This window comes from Streptomyces sp. H27-C3, assembly GCF_030063415.1.
GTDB lineage: Bacteria > Actinomycetota > Actinomycetes > Streptomycetales > Streptomycetaceae > Streptomyces.
In genome coordinates this window covers 41,420-58,864 of record NZ_JASITA010000022.1, presented here as the reverse complement: position 1 = coordinate 58,864, position 17,445 = coordinate 41,420, and the positions used below count along the sequence as shown (strand labels likewise).

Genomic DNA, 17,445 nt, shown 5'->3' with positions numbered 1-17,445 from the left:
CCCGAAACTTGGGGGCAGGCCCCAGCCCCCCGGACGCCCTACGGGCGTGTCCTCAAACGCCGGACGGGCTGAATAGCTCAGCCCGTCCAGCGGGTGAGGCCCAGCGGCAGGGGCGGGGCTGTTCCCCGCCCCCACCCCGCCTGCCGTCACGCCACGTCCGGCCCCAGCACCACACACGACTCGGCCGGCAGCGCAAGCAACCCGTCGGCGCCCGGCGCCTCCACCGGCTCCCACGCCGCCAGCACGCGGCTGCGCCCATCGCGGCCCAGGCCGATCGTGGCCTGCTCCTTCGAGAGGTTCACCGCGACGCGGATGTCACCGCGTCGGTACGCGAGCCAGCGCGCGTTCTCGTCGTACGCGACCTTCACCGCCGCCAGATCCGGGTCGGCCAGGTCGGGCCGCGCGTGGCGCAGGGCGATCAACTCGCGGTACCAGGCCAGCACGCGCGCGTGGGGCTCGCTCGCGGGCTCCGACCAGTCGAGGCAGGAGCGTTCCCTGGTCCGCGGGTCCTGCGGATCGGGAATGTCCTCATCCGCCCACCCGTGCGCCGCGAACTCCCGGCGCCTGCCGTTGCGTACGGCCTCGGCGAGCTCCGGGTCGGTGTGGTCCGTGAAGAACTGCCACGGTGTACGGGCCGCCCATTCCTCACCCATGAACAGCATCGGGGTGAAGGGCCCGGTGAGCACGAGCGCGGCGGCGCACGCCAGCAGCCCGGGGGACAGGCAGGCGGAGAGCCGGTCGCCGAGTGCCCGGTTGCCGATCTGGTCGTGGGTCTGGGCGTAGCCGAGGAACCGGTGCGCGGCGGCCCTGGTGCGGTCCACCGGGCGCCCGTGCGCGCGGCCACGGAAGGTCGAGTACGTACCGTCGTGGAAGAAGGCGTGCCCCAGCGTCTTGGCGAGCGCTCCGAGGGGGGCACGGGCGAAGTCGGCGTAATAGCCCTGGGATTCACCGGTGAGAGCGGTGTGCAGGGCGTGGTGGAAGTCGTCGTTCCACTGGGCGTGCAGTCCGAGCCCGCCCGACTCGCGCGGTGTCGTCGTTCGCGGATCGCCCAGGTCGGACTCGGCGATCAGGAAGAGCGGCCTGTTCGTCTCGGCCGAGAGAGTGTCGACGGCCGTGGACAGCTCTTCGAGGAAGGTCAGCGCACGGGTGTCGGCGAGGGCGTGCACCGCGTCGAGCCGCAGCCCGTCGACGCGGTAGTCGCGCAGCCAGGACAGCGCGCTGCCGAGCAGGAACGCGCGGACCTCGTCGGAGCCGGGGGCGTCAAGATTGACGGCCGAACCCCACGGTGTGTGGTGGGTGTCGGTGAAGTACGGCCCGAAGAGAGGCAGGTAGTCGCCGGAGGGGCCGAGGTGGTTGTGGACCACGTCGAGCACGACGCCCAGACCGAGCCCGTGCGCCGTGTCGACAAAGCGCTTCAGCCCGTCGGGCCCGCCGTACGGCTCGTGCACGGCCCACAGCGACACCCCCTCGTACCCCCATCCGTGGACGCCGGGGAACGGGCAGACGGGCATCAGCTCGACATGCGTGACGCCCAGCTCCACCAGATGCCCGAGCCGCCCGGCGGCGGCGTCGAAGGTGCCTTCCGGGGTGTACGTACCGACGTGCAGCTCGTAGAGGACCGCGCCCGGCAGCGGGCGCCCCGCCCACGCGCCCGGCAGGCCGGCGGAACCGTGATCCACGACGGCACTGAGTCCGTCGGGCCCGTCCGGCTGGCGGCGCGAGCGCGGGTCGGGCAGGACCGGGCCCTCGTCCAGCGTGAAGCCGTAGCGGGCGCCTTCGTCCGCGTCCGCCTCGACGGCCCACCAGTCGTCCCGCGCCGGATCGCGCCGCATCGCCACGGCGCTGCCCGCCAACTGGAGCGTCACCCGGTCCGCATGCGGTGCCCACACCTCGAAAAGCACTGGCGGCCCCTCTCGTCGTCGATGCCGACACCATCGTGCTTCAGACGAAGTGGATCCGCTCCTGAATCACCGGATGTCCAGCCTTGGCGAATGCGGCGGCCATCGGCGTATTGCTCTGATCGGTGGCTCCGGCGACGACCTGCGCACCCTCGGCGGCCAGGAAACGCGTGCACTCGACGAGCAGGTCGTACGCGTAACCGTGGCCGCGCTGCTCCGGTACGACCCCGATGAAGCCGATGCACGGCCCCTGCGTGTTGCGTGCCGGGATGTGGAGCCCGGCCAGGTCACCGCCCTGGGTGTGGGCGAGCTGCCACCACTCGCGCGGCGACGGGCACCAGCGGAAAGAAGTCCAGCTCCTCCCGCGCAGCGGCCTCCAGGCCGCTCTCCGTGCTGTCCGCCTGCCGCGACGGCGTGCAGTGCGTGGGCGTCCAGGGTGCCCACCTGGACCCGGCGCAGCAGATCGAGGATCACCCCGTCGTCGGGCTCCGGCCGGAACTCCAGCCGGCCCGGCCGTTCCGGCAGCCCACAGGCCGTCGTCCACTCGTAACGGAAACGCTCGACCAGAAGCTTCATCCCGGCGGCTTCCACTGCGGCGCCGCGGTCGTCATGGTCTCGGTCTTCGTCAGCTTCCTGTTCATCGACCGGATCGAGATGAAGCAGCTCGCCGTGGGGCTCACGGTGGCGGTGCTGTTCGACGCGATCGTGCTGCGGGCCCTGATCCTGCCCTCGGCGATGGCGCTGCTCGGCGAGCGCTGCTGGTGGCCGCTGCGGACGGGCGGTACCGGCCCGCCGGGCGCGGGGGAGGGCCGGGGCGCACCGACGACCGCGGTCCGGGCCCGGCGCCGTCCGCCCGAGTCCCCGCTCGACCTGTTCGGCCTGATCAGCGGCGGTCGCTCCGAGTTCCCGTCCGCCCTACTCGGCCCGACCACCGGCCGGCACCAGCAGCGCCACCGGCGCCTCCGCGAACAGGTCGGTCACCCGCACCGCCCCCGTGAACTCCCTTCGCGGCGCGAGTAGATCGGCCCACTCTCCCTCCGGAAGCACCAGCTCCGTCTCCTGCCAGCCGCCCGCTTCCGCGAGCCGCAGTGAGAGCCGGGTGACGGCCGTGACGACCCGGCCGGTCCGGCAGAACGCCACGCAGTGCCCGGCCGCCGGACCCGTGACGGTCAGCGGCTGGTACGTCCCCGACTCGCCGAAGGCCTCCGGGCGCCGGCGCCGCACCCCCAGGGCCGCCTTCGTGAGGGCGTACTTCTCACCGGACAGGCCACCGGCTTTGTCCCCGTCGCGGTCGAACAGGACGGGCCGCCGGTTGTCCGGGTCCACCAGGACGAGGGACTCGTGCTCCGTGCCCTGGTAGACATCCGGCACCCCCGGCATTGTCAGGTGCACCAGCGCGGCCCCGAGCACATTGGCCCGTACGTACGGGTCGATGTCCCGTGAGAACGCCGCCACCGTTTCGAACGGCGGCCCCGCGGGCCCCGCCGCCACGAAGTCGGCCACCGCCTGCTCGTACGCCGGGTCCTGCTCGGTCCAGCTGGTGTGCAGCCCCGCCTCCCGGACGGCCTTCAGGAGCGCGGGCGTCAGCCGCTGCGCGTCGGGGGCGCCGAAACCGAGCGCGGTCTGCCAGGCGGCCCACGCCAGATGCGGGTCGGGGGCGGACACGCCCGCCAGCTCCGTCAGCAGCCCGGCCCACCGCTGCGGGCACTCGGACAGCACCGTGATGCGGGCCCGTACGTCCGCGCTGCGCTTCGTGTCGTGGGTGGAAAGCACCGTGCCGGTGGCCGGCCAGTCGCGCGCCAGACGGGTGCAGAAGTCGTGGAAGTCCGCCGGGGTCACCGCGGGGAATCCGGGATCGCCGCCCACCTCTGTCGCCGAGAGCAGCGGCACGTACCGGTAGAAGGCCGTGTCCTCGACGGACTTGGCGCGCAGCGCCGACGAGGTCTGGGCGAAGCGCGCGCAGAACGCCGCGTGGTCGGGGCCCGATCCCAGCCTGCCCAGCGCGAGGTCGCGCACCACATCGACGACCGCGGCCTCCTCGGGCACCGAGAACACGGCCTTCACCTGCAGCACCGCCGCCATCGGAACGGCGGCCTCCGCGCTCTCGGGGCAGGGGCCGCCCGCCGTCACGTACGGCCGGTAGACGGGGACCCGCACCAGCAGCTCCCGCACCGCGGTCCGCAGCGCCCAGGGCGCGTGGTCGCGCAGGGCGGGGTCCGCCGCGCAGATCCGCTCGGCCGTGCGGACCAGGAAGCGCGTCTCGGCGGCCAGCTCATGGGTGATGACCCGGTACGCGGCCCGGCGCACCGTCGCGTCCCAGTAGCCGCCGCGGTCGCCGGAGGGGCCCGCGAAGTCCCGGTAGTGGTCGATGAGTTGGCCGACGCCCACCGGGTCGGTGAACAGGCCGCCGATCCGGTGCAGCGCGTCGTATCCCGTCGTCCCGGCGACCGGCCACTCCGCGGGCAGCCGCTCCTGCCCGGTGAGGATCTTCTCCACGACGGTCCACAGACCACCACCGGTCGCCTCCGCCAGCCGGGTCAGATACGCCTCGGGGTCGGCGAGACCGTCCGGGTGGTCGATGCGCAGCCCGTCCACCACCCCGTCCCGCACCAGCTCGATGATCTTCGTATGGGAGGCGGCGAACACCTCCGGGTCCTCCACCCGGACCCCGATCAGGTCCGAAATGGTGAAGAAACGACGGTAGTTGAGCTCGGTCCGGGCCAGCCGCCACCAGGTGAGCCGGTACCACTGGGCGTCCAGCAGCTCGGGCAGCGGCAGCCCGGCCGTGCCCTCGCGCAGCGGGAACTCGTGGTCGTAGTACCGCAGGACATCGCCGTCGATCCGCAGGGCGTCCAGCTCGTCACCGATCGGGTGTCCAAGGACGGGCAGCAGCATTTTGCCGCCGCCCGCCTCCCAGTCGATGTCGAACCAGCGGGCGCAAGGGGAGGCGGGCCCCTCCTTGAGCACGTCCCAGAGTGGCCGGTTGAGGCTCTCGGGAGACGGCAGGGCCATGTGGTTCGGCACGATGTCGATGACCAGGCCGAGCCCGTGCGCCCGCGCGGTGCGGGACAGCGCGCGCAACCCCTCCTCGCCTCCCAGTTCGGCCCGCACGCGTGCGTGGTCCACGACGTCGTACCCGTGCTGGGAGCCGGGTACGGCCTCCAGGACCGGCGACAGATGCAGATGGGAGACCCCGAGGGCGGCCAGCTGGGGCACCGCGTCCTCGGCGGCCGAGAAGGGGAAACCGGAATGGAGCTGGAGGCGATAGGTGGCGGTCGGCGTCATGCGAACGTACGTACCCGCATTCGGGGCTTCTGTGTCATCGACCCATGCGTCCGTCTCCGCAAGGAGGCCTACGTTCGACCGATGTCCGGCACTTTTCGCACCTACCGCGAGGTTGTCGCCCTGACGGGACCTGTCCTGCCTGTCCTCTCCTTCCTCGGCAGGCTCCCGACCGCGATGTGCCAGCTCGGGAGTCTCCTGCTGGTCGCCGAGACCAGTGGCAGCCTCGCCACGGCGGGGCTCGTCGGCGGCGCGCTCGCGGCAGGCCAGACGCTGGGCGGCCCCGTCCTGGGCCGAATGGCGGACCGGCACGGGCAGCGGACTGTCGTCCTGGCCGCCGCCCTCGTCAACGCGGTCGCCGTGACGGCGCTGGTGCTCGCAGCCCTCGACCGGACGGCCACCCTCCCGCTCGCCCTCGTCGGTGCGCTCGCCGGTGCGAGCGTGCCGCAGGTCGGGCCGATGGCCCGGACCCGGTCCGTCGCTCTCGCCCGGCAGTCCGGCGCGGACGAACGGGTGGTTGCCGCCGTGCTGTCCTTCGAAGGCACCCTCGACGAGGTGTCGTTCGTCCTCGGCCCGGCCTTCGTCGGCCTCGCCGTGGCATTCGCCCACCCGGCCGCCGCCCTGTTCGTGGCGGCGGGGACGCTGGCCGTCTGCGGCACCTGGTTCGCCCTGCATCCGACGGCGGCGCGAGTACGCCGCGCGTCCCGGACGGCGTCGTCCGTCCGTACGGGACTGTCCGGGCAGGTGTACGCGCTGCGCACCGCGATGGTCCTCCAGGGCGCGATGTTCGGCGCGTCGCAGGCGGGCATCACCGCACTCACGGAGCGCCTCGGACAGCCGGGACAGGCCGGGCTCGTCTACGCGGCGATGGGTGTCATGAGCGCGGTGGCCGGCCTGGCGATGGCGGCCGTCCCGGCCCGGATCCAGTTGACCACCCGCTGGCGGGCCGCGACGGCGGCGCTGATCGTGCTCTCCGTGCCGCTCCTGTTCGTCACGTCGCTGTGGGCGCTGTACGCCGTCGTCGTCGTGCTCGGCGTCGCCTACGCGCCGCACCTGATCACGATCTTCGGCCTGACCGAACGGATCGTCCCCGAGAGCAGGCTGGCGGAGTCCATGGCCTTCCTGACGAGTGGCATCGTCGGCGGCCAGGCGCTGGCCCTCGCGGTGTCCGGCCGGCTGGCGGAGACGCAGGGGCCGCCGGCGGCGTTCGCGGTGGCCGTGGGGGCCGCGGTCCTGTGCGGGGCCTTGGCGTGGGGCTCCCGCCCGGACCCCGGACCCCGGGACCCGGGCCCCGAGCGGGCCGAAGAGCGGGACCCGGGCGCCGAGCGGGCCCAAGAGCGCAGGACGGGCTCACACCGTCTGAGTCCGTCCGGCGACCGAGGACCGGGTCTGCCTACGCCGGCCGCTGCAGCACCACCAGGCTGCGCCCGATCATCGTGACCTGCTCGCCCCCGGCCACCTTCGGCCCCGTCCCCGGCGGTACCCCGTCCGGCAGCGCCGTGTCCACCACGACCACCCACTGCTTGCCGTGATTCACCGGCACCACGAACTCCTGCGTCTTGGCGCTCGCGTTGAACATCAGCAGGAAGGAATCGTCCGAGATCCGCTCGCCCCGCGGACCCGGCTCCGAGATCGCATGGCCGTTCAGGAAGACCGTCAGCGCCTTGGCGTGCGCCGCCTGCCAGTCCGGCTGGGCCATCTCCTCGCCCTCCGGGGTGAACCACGCGATGTCCGAGAGATCGTCGTGCGTGCCCTCCACCGGCCGGCCGTGGAAGAACCGCCTGCGCCGGAAGACCGGGTGGTCCCTCCGCAGCCACACCATCGCGCGGGTGAAGGCGAGCAGAGTGTTGTCCTCCCCGTTCTCGCCCTCTTCCCCTTTGGCCGCGGCCGGCTTCGGCCACTGGACCCACGACACCTCGTTGTCCTGGCAGTACGCGTTGTTGTTGCCGCGCTGGGTCCGGGCGAACTCGTCTCCGTGCGAGAGCATCGGCACGCCCTGCGACAACATCAGCGTGGCGATGAAGTTCCGCATCTGACGGGCGCGCAGTTCAAGGATGGCCGGGTCGTCCGTATCGCCCTCGGCCCCGCTGTTCCACGACCGGTTGTGACTCTCGCCGTCCTGATTGTCCTCGCCGTTGTCGTGGTTGTGCTTCTCGTTGTACGAGACCAGGTCGTGCAGCGTGAATCCGTCGTGGCAGGTAGTGAAGTTGATGGAGGCGAGCGGCCGTCGTCCGTCGTCCTGGTACAGGTCCGACGACCCCGTCAGCCGCCCCGCGAACTCGGCGATCGTCCGCGGCTCGCCCCGCCACATGTCCCGCACGGTGTCGCGGTACTTGCCGTTCCACTCGGTCCACAGTGGCGGGAAGTTGCCCACCTGATAGCCGCCCTCGCCCACGTCCCAGGGCTCGGCGATCAGCTTGACCTGGCTGACCACCGGGTCCTGCTGGACCAGGTCGAAGAAGGACGACAGCCGGTCCACCTCGTGGAACTGGCGGGCCAGCGTCGCCGCGAGGTCGAAGCGGAAGCCGTCCACGTGCATCTCGGTGACCCAGTACCGCAGCGAGTCCATGATCAGCTGGAGCACGTGCGGCGAGCGCATCAACAGGGAGTTCCCGGTCCCCGTGGTGTCCATGTAGTAGCGGGGATCGTCGGCGAGCCGGTAGTACGAGGCGTTGTCGAGACCGCGGAAGGACAGCGTGGGGCCCAGATGGTTGCCCTCCGCCGTGTGGTTGTAAACCACATCGAGGATGACCTCGATGCCGGCCTGGTGCAGCGCCCGCACCGCGGACTTGAACTCCAGCACCTGCTGCCCCCGGTCGCCCCACGACGCGTAGGCGTTGTGCGGCGCGAAGAAACCGATGGTGTTGTAGCCCCAGTAGTTGCTCAAGTTGGCGTCGGCGAGCCTGTGGTCGTTGACGAACTGGTGCACCGGCATCAACTCCAGCGCGGTGACCCCCAGTTGCGTCAGATGCTCGATGACCGCCGGATGCGCCAGCGCGGCGTACGTACCGCGCAGCTCGTCCGGGAGATCGGGGTGCAGCATCGTGAGGCCCTTCACATGGGCCTCGTAGAGGATCGTGCGGTGGTAGTCGGTGCGCGGCGGGCGGTCGTCGCCCCAGTCGAAGTACGGGTTGACCACGACGGAAGTCATCGTGTGCGGTGCCGAGTCCAGGTCGTTGCGCGAGTCCGGCTTCCCGAAGTGGTAGCCGTACACCGCCTCGCCCCAGTCGATCTTTCCGCTGATGGCGCGCGCGTAGGGATCGAGCAGCAGCTTGGCCGAGTTGCACCGCTGGCCGTACTGCGGGTCGTACGGGCCGTGGATCCGGTACCCGTAGCGCTGACCCGGCATGATGCCGGGCAGGAAAGCATGACGCACGAAGGCGTCGGCCTCGCGCAGTTCCACCGCCGCTTCCGAACCGTCGTCGTGCAGCAGGCACAACTCGATTCGCTCTGCGGCCTCCGAGTAGACCGCGAAATTTGTGCCGGCGCCGTCGTACGTGGCGCCGAGTGGGTATGCCTCTCCCGGCCAGACCTGCATAGACAAGACTCTTCCACTTCTGATCCGGCTGATGCGGGGCACTTGGCTCAGATCTTCCCGGAAAGTAGGGCAACCTCCTAGGACTTCGACCCGTCCTACCGGGTGACCACGCATACCCGGTATGCCAGTTGTCGCCGGAAGTGGCCGGCGCGACCAGCGTGGCGGCAGGGCGCCGGGGGGAATAGCAGGGGGGCAATGTGCACCAGACAGTGCGCCGTCATCTGGGGAAAGTGCTGGCAGGAGCCGCTATAGCGGTCACCGGCACGGCAGTGATGATCGGGATTACGCTGCCGGATTCGGCCGGAGCCGACGACGCGGCGGGCGCGCGCGGCACCGGACGGGCGGCGGTGGCCGGCTCCGCCCAGGGGGACCAGGGCGACCGGAACGGACAGGCCGGCCAGGACGGGCAGGGCGGACAGGGCGCCGCGGGCGGAGCGCCCGAGCCCGGCATCGTCGAGGGCGCCGCGGCGGACGGCGAGCAGGGGATCGGCAGGGACCCGCTCACCGACGACGAGCTGGAGCGCGTGGAGAAGCTCGCGATGACGCCCGCACAGTTCGCGGGCGGGCAGAACGTGGAGGGGGACCGCGGTCCCCAGCATCTCGCCACGAATCTGAGCGAACCCGAGCCGTCGGAGGCCGACGTGGCCGCGCCTCCGCGCCGCGCGGAGGTCTCGTACTACGACTACAAGAGCGACGAACTGGTCACGAAGACCGTCAACCTCGCCACCGGCAAGGTCGAACGCTCCTCCACCGTCCAGGGCGTCCAGCCCTCACCCAACCCGCGGGAGGTCCGCGAGGCGGCCGAGCTGATCCTCGGGAGCCCGCTCGGCGATGGCCTGAAGAAGGACTACCGGGACGCCACCGGCAAGCCCCTCACCTCCGTGGACCAGCTCCAGGTGAACGGCGGGGTCTACCGGCAGGAGCGCGAGGCGCAGGTGCCCGCGGCGCTCGGCAAATGCGGTGAGCACCGGTGCGTCCGCATCACGTCCAAGGTCAAGAACGGGCCGTGGATCGACACCCAGCACCTCGTCGTCGACCTGAGCGCGAGGACCGTCGGCCGCACCGACTGACCCGCCCGCCCGTCGCCCCACATTCACATCCCACATCTCGCACTTCCGTACGAGGGAGTCCCTTTTCATGCACTTCGACAGAGCTTCGCGCGTCCGCGGGCGCGCCGCTGCCGTCCTCGCCGTGGCCGCCCTGCTCGGCAGCCTGGCAGCCGCCACCGGGACCACCGCCACGGCGGCGGCCCCCAAGGAAATAGCCCGGACCGCACCCAAGGCCCCCACCCCGCCGGCCGACTGCAGCGCCGCGTACCGCATCGAACAGAAGCTCGACGGCGGCACCACCTGGCGCATGTGCTGGAGCTACGACAGCGACGCCGGCCTCGTCCTCGAACGGGTCTCGTACCAGCCCAAGGGCGAGCCCAAGCCGATCCGCGTCCTGACGACCGGCAAGCTCGCACAGGTCCACGTGCCGTACGACAACGGCAGGGCGGAGTACGACGACCTCACCGGCTTCGGCTTCGGCTACGGCCTGCAGGACCTGAAGCCGGCCGAGTGCCCCGGCGGCACCATCAAGACCGTCAAGGTCCGTGACGTGGGCAACGTCAAGGGCCTGTGCACCACCACGCGTGCGCGCGGGCACGCGTACCGGCTCGCCAACGACATGGGCACGAAGGTCTGGCAGGCGCAGGGCAAGGACCTGCTCGTCTACACCGTCAACAAGGTTTCCTGGTACGAGTACATCACCGAGTGGCGCTTCTCGTCCGACGGCACGATCTCGGCCAACGTCGGTGCCACCGGCAGCCTTTCGCCCGGCGACTACGACGCCGCCGACGGCCGCGGCTGGCCGATCGGCAAGGGCGCGCGCGACTACGCCACCAGCCACAGCCACAACGTCTTCTGGCGGCTCAACTTCGGCCTCGACGGCAACTCCAAGAACCGCGTAGAGCAGTACGACTCGAAGGTCACCGTGCCGCAGGGCAACGGCACGCCCAAGACCAGGACCACCCGCACCCCGGTCACCAAGGAACTCGCGGGCGACGCGAAGAACATGCGGTGGTGGCGGATGGTCAGCGCCACCGGCAAGAACAAGGACGGGCACGCGCGCAGTTACGAGATCGTCCCCGGCTCCTCCAACAAGTACCCGGGCCGCAGCTTCACCCAGCACGACGTGTACTTCACCCAGCACCGCGCGTGCGAGCAGTTCGCGAGCAACAACATCCGTAACTGCGGGGGCGCCAACGCGCCCAAGAGTGTCGACAAGTGGGTGAACGGCGAGACACTCAACACGCCCATCGCCTGGGTCAACATCGGGTTCCACCACATCGCCCGGGACGAGGACCAGCAGCCCATGCCCGTCCACTGGCAGGGGTTCCACCTCGCCCCCCGGGACGTAACCGCTATGAATCCGCTCACTCCGGCCGATCTTGCCGGGCAGAACGGACAGCACGACTAGGGGAGTTGAGAAAAGACCCTGCGGATCCTGCTGCACCGCCTCCCGCTCCCGGAGTACCCTTCCTTGATCGTTGAAGACGGGGGCTTCCAGGAGCTGAAGGCGGTGCGTGGGTGAGCTCGGGAGGGCTGGAACTGCCCCCCGGTGACGCGAGTCACGAGGGGGGTTCCGCAGACGTCCCACCCGGAGCGGTCTCGCTCGCGCGGCCGGTGGAGATCGGAGCGGAACTGGACTGGGGCGCGGACGCGTGGAGCGAGGTGCGTACGCGCGCCCAGCGGGCGGGGCGGGCCTACATCTGGCTGAACCTCGTGGAGCAGCGGCTGCGCGCCGTCGTGGCCGCGGTGCTCCGCCCCATCTACGAGCCGGTGCACGGCGAGGAGGACTGGGTCGTCGCGGCCGCCGGTCCTGCGGGCCAGGAGTGGGTGCAGCGCGCGGTGGCCGTACGGGAGGTCAGCCGGCGCAAGGGATATCTGCTCGATCCGGCCGACGACAACGTCCTGAGCTTCCTCACGCTCCCGCAGCTGCGGGAGCTCATGGTCCAGCACTGGCCGTGCTTCGAGCCCTACTTCGACGACCGGCGTGATGTCGAGCTGGCCCTGGACGAGCTGGAGGTCACGCGCAACGTCGTCTCGCGCAACCGGGCACTGTCCGAGGCGGTGCTCGCCCAGGCGGAGCGGGCGTCGGCCAGGCTGCTCGAAATCCTGGGCAGCGGGGCCGGTGTGCCGTCGTCCGACCGGCTGCGCGTCGACGCGGTCGAGGACCTGGTGGGGGACCGGTACGCGGACGTCGTCAGCGTCCACCCCGACCGGGTCCGCCTGCAGCGCCAGCTGCCGGCCGAGGACCTCTTCGGCGGGGCCCGGCGCCTCGACGCGATCGGGATAGGCCTGAATCTCCTCGTCCAGAACTTCTCCGGCCGGCGCCTGGTGCGGCTCGCCGAGTCGGGCTGCCGGATCCGGCTGCTCTTCCTCAACCCGGCGAGCAGCGCGGTCAAGCGGCGCGAGCGCGAACTGGGCCTGAAGAAGGGCGAGATGAGCCGCTCGGTGGAGATGAACATCCTGCACATGCGCCGGGTGCGCTCCAAGCTGCGCGATCCCGGGGCCTTCGAGATCCAGGTCTTCGACGAGACCCCGCGATTCACCGCGTACCTGGTGGACGGGGACGGCTCGGACGGCCTGGCCGTCGTCCAGTCGTATCTGCGCAAGGCGCGCGGAATGGAGGCGCCGGTGCTGGTCCTGCGGGGCGGCGGGCGCGGAGTGGTCCGGCACGGGCAGGACACCGAGCACGGACTTTTCGAGACGTACCGGGAGGAATTCGAGTCCGTGTGGACGGACTCGCGGCCGGTCTCCTGACTGTCAGTGGTGCGTGCGAGGGTTATTTCGAGCCGGGGAAAACCACGGGGGAAGCACACGCATCATGAAGGAGGGTCACCATGGGCTGGCACCGGGAGACGCTGGTCGGCTTCGACCTGGAGACTACGGGCACCGATCCGCGCGAGGCGCGGATCGTGACGGCCGCGGTCGTCGAAGTGAAGGACGGCGAGTCGATTCGGCACCGGGGCTGGCTGGCCGATCCGGGTATCCGCATCCCCGAGCAGGCGTCGGCGATCCACGGCATAAGCAGCGAACGGGCGGTCGCGGAGGGCCGGTCCGCGCGTGAAGTGGCCGACGAGATCGCCCAGGTCCTCACGGAGTACTGGGCGCGTGGCGTCCCGGTCGTGGCGTACAACGCGGCGTTCGACCTGACGATGCTCGCCGCGGAGCTGCGCAGACACGAGCTGCCCTCGCTCGCCGAGCGCCTCGGCGGCGTGGAGGCGGGCCCGGTCGTCGACCCGTACACGATCGACCGCGCCGTCGACCGCTACCGCAAGGGCAAGCGCACGCTGGAAGCGGTCTGCGTCGAGTACGACGTGGTGCTCAACGGCGCGCACGAGGCCGCCGCCGACGCCCTCGCGGCGGTCCGCGTCGCCTGTGCGATAGCCGAGCGCCACGCCGAGGTGGCCGCACTCGCCCCGCCGGAGCTGCACCGGCGCCAGATCGAGTGGTACGCCCAGTGGGCGGCGAACTTCCAGGAGTTCCTCCGCAAGAAGGGCACCCCGGACGCGGTGGTCGAAGCGACCTGGCCGCTCCGAGAGCTTGCCCCGGCAGCGGGCTGAGCGACCTCGACTCTCCCTGGTGGCCGCGCTCTGCCCATCCGTTCAGAACGGGTACCAGCGCACCTCGGGATCCTCCTCGCGCAGTGAGGAGACCCGCCGCCGGAATTCCGTCAGCGCCGCCGCGTTGGTCGGGGCGTGCTGGGCCACCCAGGCACAGCTGGCCGTCTCGCGGGCGCCGCGCAGCACCGTACAGCCGGACCACTCGCGCACGTCCCAGCCGTACGTCGAAGTGAAAGCGTCGTACGCCTCGGGCGCCAGGCCGTAGCGGTCCCGCGACAGGGCCATGACCACCAGGTCGTGCTCGCGGAGATCGGCGGAGAAGGTCTCCAGGTCCACCAGCACGGGGCCGTCGGGGCCGATGTGGACATTGCGGGGGAGCGCGTCGCCGTGGATGGGGCCCGGCGGCAGGTACGGGGTGAGCGCGGCGGCGGCGGCGGTGGCGAAGCCGTCGCGCCGCTCGCGCAGATACGCCGCGTCCGCCGGGTCGATCGCGTCGCCCGCGAGTCGCAGCCATCGCTCGACCCCGCCGAGCAGTTCGCGCGGGGGAAGCGCGAAGGAGGGCGGGGCCAGGGCGTGGACCAGGCGCAGCAGCTCGGCCACATCACGCGGCTCGGCCGGGCGTGCGGGCTCGGGCAGCCGGTGCCAGAAGGTCACCGGGTGGCCGTCCACCCAGCGCGGCTCGGGCTCGGCGGCCCGCACTGCCGGGACGCCCGACGAGGCGAGCCAGTGCGCGACGGCCAGTTCGCGCTCGGCCCGCGCCAGCAACTCGATGTCCCGGCGGCCGACCTTGACGACCAGGCCGTCCACGGCGAACACCGCGTTCTCGCCCAGGGCCAGCAGTTCCGCACGGGACCCCGGCCGCACCGCGGCCAGCACCTCACGCGCCCGTGCCTCGTCCATCAACATCTCCTAGCTATATCTCCCGGTGATCCAGGATCCCGGGATCGAAGTCTCGCATCCTCGCAGGTTGGCTTGACGAACCAACGGCCCGTCAGCACGATGACGAGGGCCGCCAGGGCGGCCAGACCAGGATGAGCCGCCCGAAGGAGTCGAATCAGTGACATGGGAGACCGCAAAGGCGCGGTCCAGGAAACGGCCGGGCAGCACGGCGGATCATGGTGCCTGGTTCCTGGTACTGCCCGCGCTGATCCCGATCCTCATCCTCAGCGTCGGCCCGCTGCTCTACGGCATCGCGCTGGCCTTCACCGACTCCCAGTCGGGCCGCACCGCACCCACCCAGTGGGTCGGCGCGCTGAACTTCCAGGACCTGCTGCACGACACGCTCTTCTGGGACTCCTTCCGCATCGGCCTGCTGTGGGCGGTCGGGGTGAGCGTCCCGCAGTTCCTGCTCGCGCTCGGTCTCGCCCTGCTGCTCAGCCAGAATCTGCGCTTCCGCTGGCTGGCCAGATCGCTGGCGATCATCCCCTGGGCGATGCCCGAGGTGGTCGTCGGCATCATGTGGCGTCTCGTCTACAACCCGGACGCCGGAATCCTCAACGAGACCATCCGCGATCTGGGCCTCGGTGACGGGCGCGACTGGCTCACTGGCCTGGCCACCGCGCTGCCCGCCGTGATCATCGTCGGCATCTGGGCCGGAATGCCGCAGACCACGGTCGCCCTGCTCGCCGGCCTCCAGAACACCCCGCACGAGCTGCACGAGGCCGCCGCCCTCGACGGCGCGGGCGCCTGGCGGCGCTTTCGCACCGTCACCTGGCCGGCCATCAAGCCCGTGGCCCTGGCCACCACCGCGCTCAACTTCATCTGGAACTTCAATTCCTTCGCCCTGGTCTACGTCCTGACCAACGGAGGCCCCGGGGGCCGCACCCGGCTCCCGATGCTCTTCGCGTACGAAGAGGCTTTCCGCTACGGCCAGTTCGGGTATGCCGCCGCCATGGGCTGCGTCATGGTCGCGGTGATCTCGGTGCTGCTCGCCCTCTACCTCGTCGGCCGCCTGAAGGGGGACGAAGACCAGTGACGCTCCGCACCAGCAGGCCCGCGCGCGCCGGCCAGTACTTCGCGCTCCTCGGATACCTCGTCTTCCTCGCCTTCCCTTTCCTCTGGCTCATCTCGACGGCCTTCAAGCCGCCCCGGGAGCTCGGCTCCCTGCACCCCACCTGGATCCCGAAGAATCCGACCCTCGACAACTTCCGGCAGGCCTTCGAGGAGCAGCCGCTGCTCCAGGCCGCCGCCAACAGCCTGATCGCCGCGCTCTGCGCCGCCCTGATCGCGGTCGTCATCGCGACCCCGATGGCCTATGTGATGGCCCGCCACCGCAATAAACTCTCGGCCGCCGCCACCGGCTGGGTCGTGATCAGCCAGGCGTTCCCGTTCGTCCTGGTGATCATCCCGCTTTTCCTGATCCTCAAGAACCTCCACCTGATCAACTCTCTGGTGGGGTTGGTGATGGTGTACGTCGTCTGGTCCCTGCCCTTCGCGCTCTGGATGCTGGTCGGGTACGTCCGGGCCGTACCGCGCGAGCTGGAGGAGGCCGCGTCCGTCGACGGGGCGGGCCGGCTGCGTACGCTCGTGTCGGTCACCGCGCCGCTGCTGGCCCCCGGCATCGTCGCCACCGCGCTGTTCGCGTTCATCACCGCATGGAACGAGTTCTTCTTCGCGCTCGTCCTGCTCAAGACTCCGGAGAAGCAGACGTTGCCGGTCGTGCTCACCCACTTCCTCGGCGCGGAGGGCGTGGCCGACCTCGGCCCGCTCGCCGCCGCCGCTTTCCTCGCCACCCTTCCCTCCCTGGTCGTCTTCGCGATCATCCAGAAGCGGATCACGGGCGGCATGATGGCCGGGGCGGTGAAGGCCTGATGCGCACCGCGATCCCCACCCGATTCGCCGCCGTGGCCGCCGTCTGCGCGCTGCTCCTCACCGGTTGCTCGGACGGCGACAAGGAGGCCGACGGGCGGATCACCCTGCGCTTCCAGTCCCTGGCCTGGCAGAAGGAGTCCGTCGACGCCAACAAGGAGCTCGTCGACGAGTGGAACGCCGCACATCCCGATGTCCGGGTCGAGTACGTCCAGGGCAGCTGGGACAGCGTCCACGACCAGCTGCTGACGTCGTTCGAGGGACGTGAGGCCCCCGACATCATCCACGACGCGTCCGACGACCTCGCCGACTTCGCGTACGGCGGCTATCTCGCCGATCTGCGGAAGCTGCTGCCCGCCGGCCTCAAGGGCGACATTCCGCAGCGCAGTTGGCGGACAACGACGTTCGACAAGGGGATCTACGGCGTTCCGTTCCTTCAGGAGCCGCGTGTCCTGATCGCCAACGAGAAGCTCCTCAAGGCCTCCGGGGTCCGTATCCCCACCGCAGAGAAGCCATGGAGCTGGCAGGAGTTCCGGCAGGTCGCCAAGAAGCTGACCGGAAAGGGCAGGTTCGGCGTGGCCTGGCCGCTGAAGGAGCCGGTCTCCGCCACCCTCAACCTCGGGCTCTCGGCCGGCGGCGAGCTTTTCCACCGCGGCGACGACGGCAAGGTGAAGGTGCGCTTCACCGACGGCGACGCGGTGGTGCCGCAGACCGTCCACGACCAGGTCAACACCGATGGCAGCGCGTCCAGTTCGACGCTCGGCATGGGCGGTTCCGACACGCTGCCCGGTTTCTTCGGCGGCAAGTACGCGATGGTGCCCCTCGGCTTCTCGTTCCGCCAGCAGATCGTCCAGCAGGCCCCCGATGGTTTCGACTGGAAGGTGCTGCCCGCCCCGGCGGGCAGCGAGGGCCTGACCCAGGGGGTGAGCCCGCAGACCCTCTCGGTGGCCGAGGACAGCCCGTACAAGAAGGAGGCGGTGGAGTTCATCGACTTCCTGCTCCAGCCGGCGAACATGGTGCGGCTGGCCAAGGGCGACTGGATGCTGCCGACCGGTGGCCGGGCGCTGAAGGACCCGTCGCTGCGTACCGAGAAGGACGACTGGGCCACCGGCACCGCCCTCGCCGAGCATCTGCGTTCGGCGCCCGCCCAGTCGGTGCGTGGATATCCGGAGTGGAAGGACAAGGTCGCCACCCCCGCCTATCAGGAGTATTACAGCGGTGCGATCGACCGTGACGAGCTGGAGAACCGCCTGGTCAAGGACGGGGATCTGGTACTGGCCCGCTATCAGCGCTGAGCGGTAGGACCCTCA

13 protein-coding genes and 1 pseudogene are annotated in these 17,445 nt (G+C 70.8%); 9 read left to right on the top strand and 5 right to left on the bottom strand.

All coding sequences use genetic code 11. The annotated features are described in order from the left end of the window. Nucleotides 1-146: 146 nt before the first annotated feature. Nucleotides 147-1,901 carry a malto-oligosyltrehalose trehalohydrolase gene (treZ, locus tag QMK30_RS22115; protein ID WP_283520021.1) on the bottom strand — a complete coding sequence of 585 codons (1,755 nt, stop codon included), beginning with the start codon at nt 1,899-1,901 and terminating at the stop codon, nt 147-149. Nucleotides 1,902-1,941: 40 nt separating this feature from the next. Next, nucleotides 1,942-2,492, bottom strand: a pseudogene (locus QMK30_RS22110) (GNAT family N-acetyltransferase); the annotation flags it as partial. Between the two features lie 15 nt (nt 2,493-2,507). Here QMK30_RS22110 and QMK30_RS22105 point away from each other — a divergent pair. Continuing rightward, nucleotides 2,508-2,918, top strand: a complete 411-nt coding sequence (locus QMK30_RS22105) for a hypothetical protein (RefSeq protein ID WP_283520020.1) — start codon at nt 2,508-2,510, stop codon at nt 2,916-2,918. Here QMK30_RS22105 and treY read toward each other — a convergent pair. After that, on the bottom strand, nt 2,814-5,183 hold the full coding sequence (treY, locus tag QMK30_RS22100; protein WP_283520019.1) for a malto-oligosyltrehalose synthase: 2,370 nt from the start codon (nt 5,181-5,183) through the stop codon (nt 2,814-2,816). The two genes, QMK30_RS22105 and treY, sit on opposite strands and share 105 nt — an antisense overlap. A gap of 81 nt (nt 5,184-5,264) precedes the next feature. On the opposite strand from treY, the gene QMK30_RS22095 reads away from it, so the two are divergent. After that, nucleotides 5,265-6,620 (top strand): MFS transporter, encoded by a 1,356-nt coding sequence (locus QMK30_RS22095; RefSeq protein ID WP_283520018.1) that lies wholly within the window; start codon nt 5,265-5,267, stop codon nt 6,618-6,620. Here QMK30_RS22095 and glgX read toward each other — a convergent pair. Continuing rightward, a complete protein-coding gene (gene glgX, locus QMK30_RS22090) occupies nt 6,574-8,718 on the bottom strand; it encodes a glycogen debranching protein GlgX (RefSeq protein ID WP_283520070.1) in 2,145 nt (714 codons plus the stop codon). The genes QMK30_RS22095 and glgX overlap by 47 nt on opposite strands. A 197-nt stretch (nt 8,719-8,915) precedes the next feature. Here glgX and QMK30_RS22085 point away from each other — a divergent pair, with 197 nt between their 5' ends. From QMK30_RS22085 to QMK30_RS22070, 4 genes are all read left to right on the top strand, one after another. Then, nucleotides 8,916-9,788, top strand: coding sequence for a Tat pathway signal sequence domain protein (locus QMK30_RS22085; RefSeq protein ID WP_283520017.1), 873 nt, complete (start codon nt 8,916-8,918; stop codon nt 9,786-9,788). 67 nt (nt 9,789-9,855) lie between these two features. Beyond that, nucleotides 9,856-11,178, top strand: a complete 1,323-nt coding sequence (locus QMK30_RS22080; RefSeq protein ID WP_283520016.1) for a copper amine oxidase — start codon at nt 9,856-9,858, stop codon at nt 11,176-11,178. A 110-nt stretch (nt 11,179-11,288) separates the two neighbouring features. Continuing rightward, the gene (locus tag QMK30_RS22075; protein ID WP_283520015.1) at nt 11,289-12,524 is read left to right on the top strand and encodes a DUF5919 domain-containing protein; all 1,236 of its coding nucleotides are present in this window, start codon (nt 11,289-11,291) and stop codon (nt 12,522-12,524) included. Nucleotides 12,525-12,604: 80 nt separating this feature from the next. Beyond that, complete coding sequence (locus QMK30_RS22070; RefSeq protein WP_283520014.1) at nt 12,605-13,327, top strand: 3'-5' exonuclease; 723 nt, start codon at nt 12,605-12,607, stop codon at nt 13,325-13,327. A 42-nt stretch (nt 13,328-13,369) separates the two neighbouring features. Here QMK30_RS22070 and QMK30_RS22065 read toward each other — a convergent pair whose 3' ends face one another. Further along, entirely contained in the window at nt 13,370-14,227 is an 858-nt protein-coding gene (locus QMK30_RS22065) for a phosphotransferase enzyme family protein (protein ID WP_283520013.1), read from the bottom strand. A gap of 157 nt (nt 14,228-14,384) precedes the next feature. Between QMK30_RS22065 and QMK30_RS22060 the strand changes: the two genes are divergently transcribed. Genes QMK30_RS22060 through QMK30_RS22050 form a run of 3 tightly spaced genes read left to right on the top strand, consistent with a single transcriptional unit; the run spans nt 14,385 to nt 17,430 of the window. After that, nucleotides 14,385-15,302, top strand: a complete 918-nt coding sequence (locus QMK30_RS22060) for a carbohydrate ABC transporter permease (RefSeq protein ID WP_502963195.1) — start codon at nt 14,385-14,387, stop codon at nt 15,300-15,302. Next, nucleotides 15,299-16,138 (top strand): carbohydrate ABC transporter permease, encoded by an 840-nt coding sequence (locus QMK30_RS22055; protein ID WP_283520012.1) that lies wholly within the window; start codon nt 15,299-15,301, stop codon nt 16,136-16,138. The genes QMK30_RS22060 and QMK30_RS22055 overlap by 4 nt, the downstream gene beginning before the upstream one ends. Further along, the gene (locus tag QMK30_RS22050; protein ID WP_283520011.1) at nt 16,138-17,430 is read left to right on the top strand and encodes an ABC transporter substrate-binding protein; all 1,293 of its coding nucleotides are present in this window, start codon (nt 16,138-16,140) and stop codon (nt 17,428-17,430) included. The genes QMK30_RS22055 and QMK30_RS22050 overlap by 1 nt, the downstream gene beginning before the upstream one ends. Nucleotides 17,431-17,445: the final 15 nt, after the last annotated feature.

Bases quoted from the DNA above. Each gene is read 5' to 3' on its own strand.
- QMK30_RS22105 (WP_283520020.1), top strand. From the start codon at position 2,508: ATGGTCTCGGTCTTCGTCAGCTTCCTGTTCATCGACCGGATCGAGATG.
- treY (WP_283520019.1), bottom strand. From the start codon at position 5,183: ATGACGCCGACCGCCACCTATCGCCTCCAGCTCCATTCCGGTTTCCCC.
- QMK30_RS22095 (WP_283520018.1), top strand. From the start codon at position 5,265: ATGTCCGGCACTTTTCGCACCTACCGCGAGGTTGTCGCCCTGACGGGA.
- glgX (WP_283520070.1), bottom strand. From the start codon at position 8,718: ATGCAGGTCTGGCCGGGAGAGGCATACCCACTCGGCGCCACGTACGAC.
- QMK30_RS22080 (WP_283520016.1), top strand. From the start codon at position 9,856: ATGCACTTCGACAGAGCTTCGCGCGTCCGCGGGCGCGCCGCTGCCGTC.
- QMK30_RS22070 (WP_283520014.1), top strand. From the start codon at position 12,605: ATGGGCTGGCACCGGGAGACGCTGGTCGGCTTCGACCTGGAGACTACG.
- QMK30_RS22065 (WP_283520013.1), bottom strand. From the start codon at position 14,227: ATGGACGAGGCACGGGCGCGTGAGGTGCTGGCCGCGGTGCGGCCGGGG.
- QMK30_RS22050 (WP_283520011.1), top strand. From the start codon at position 16,138: ATGCGCACCGCGATCCCCACCCGATTCGCCGCCGTGGCCGCCGTCTGC.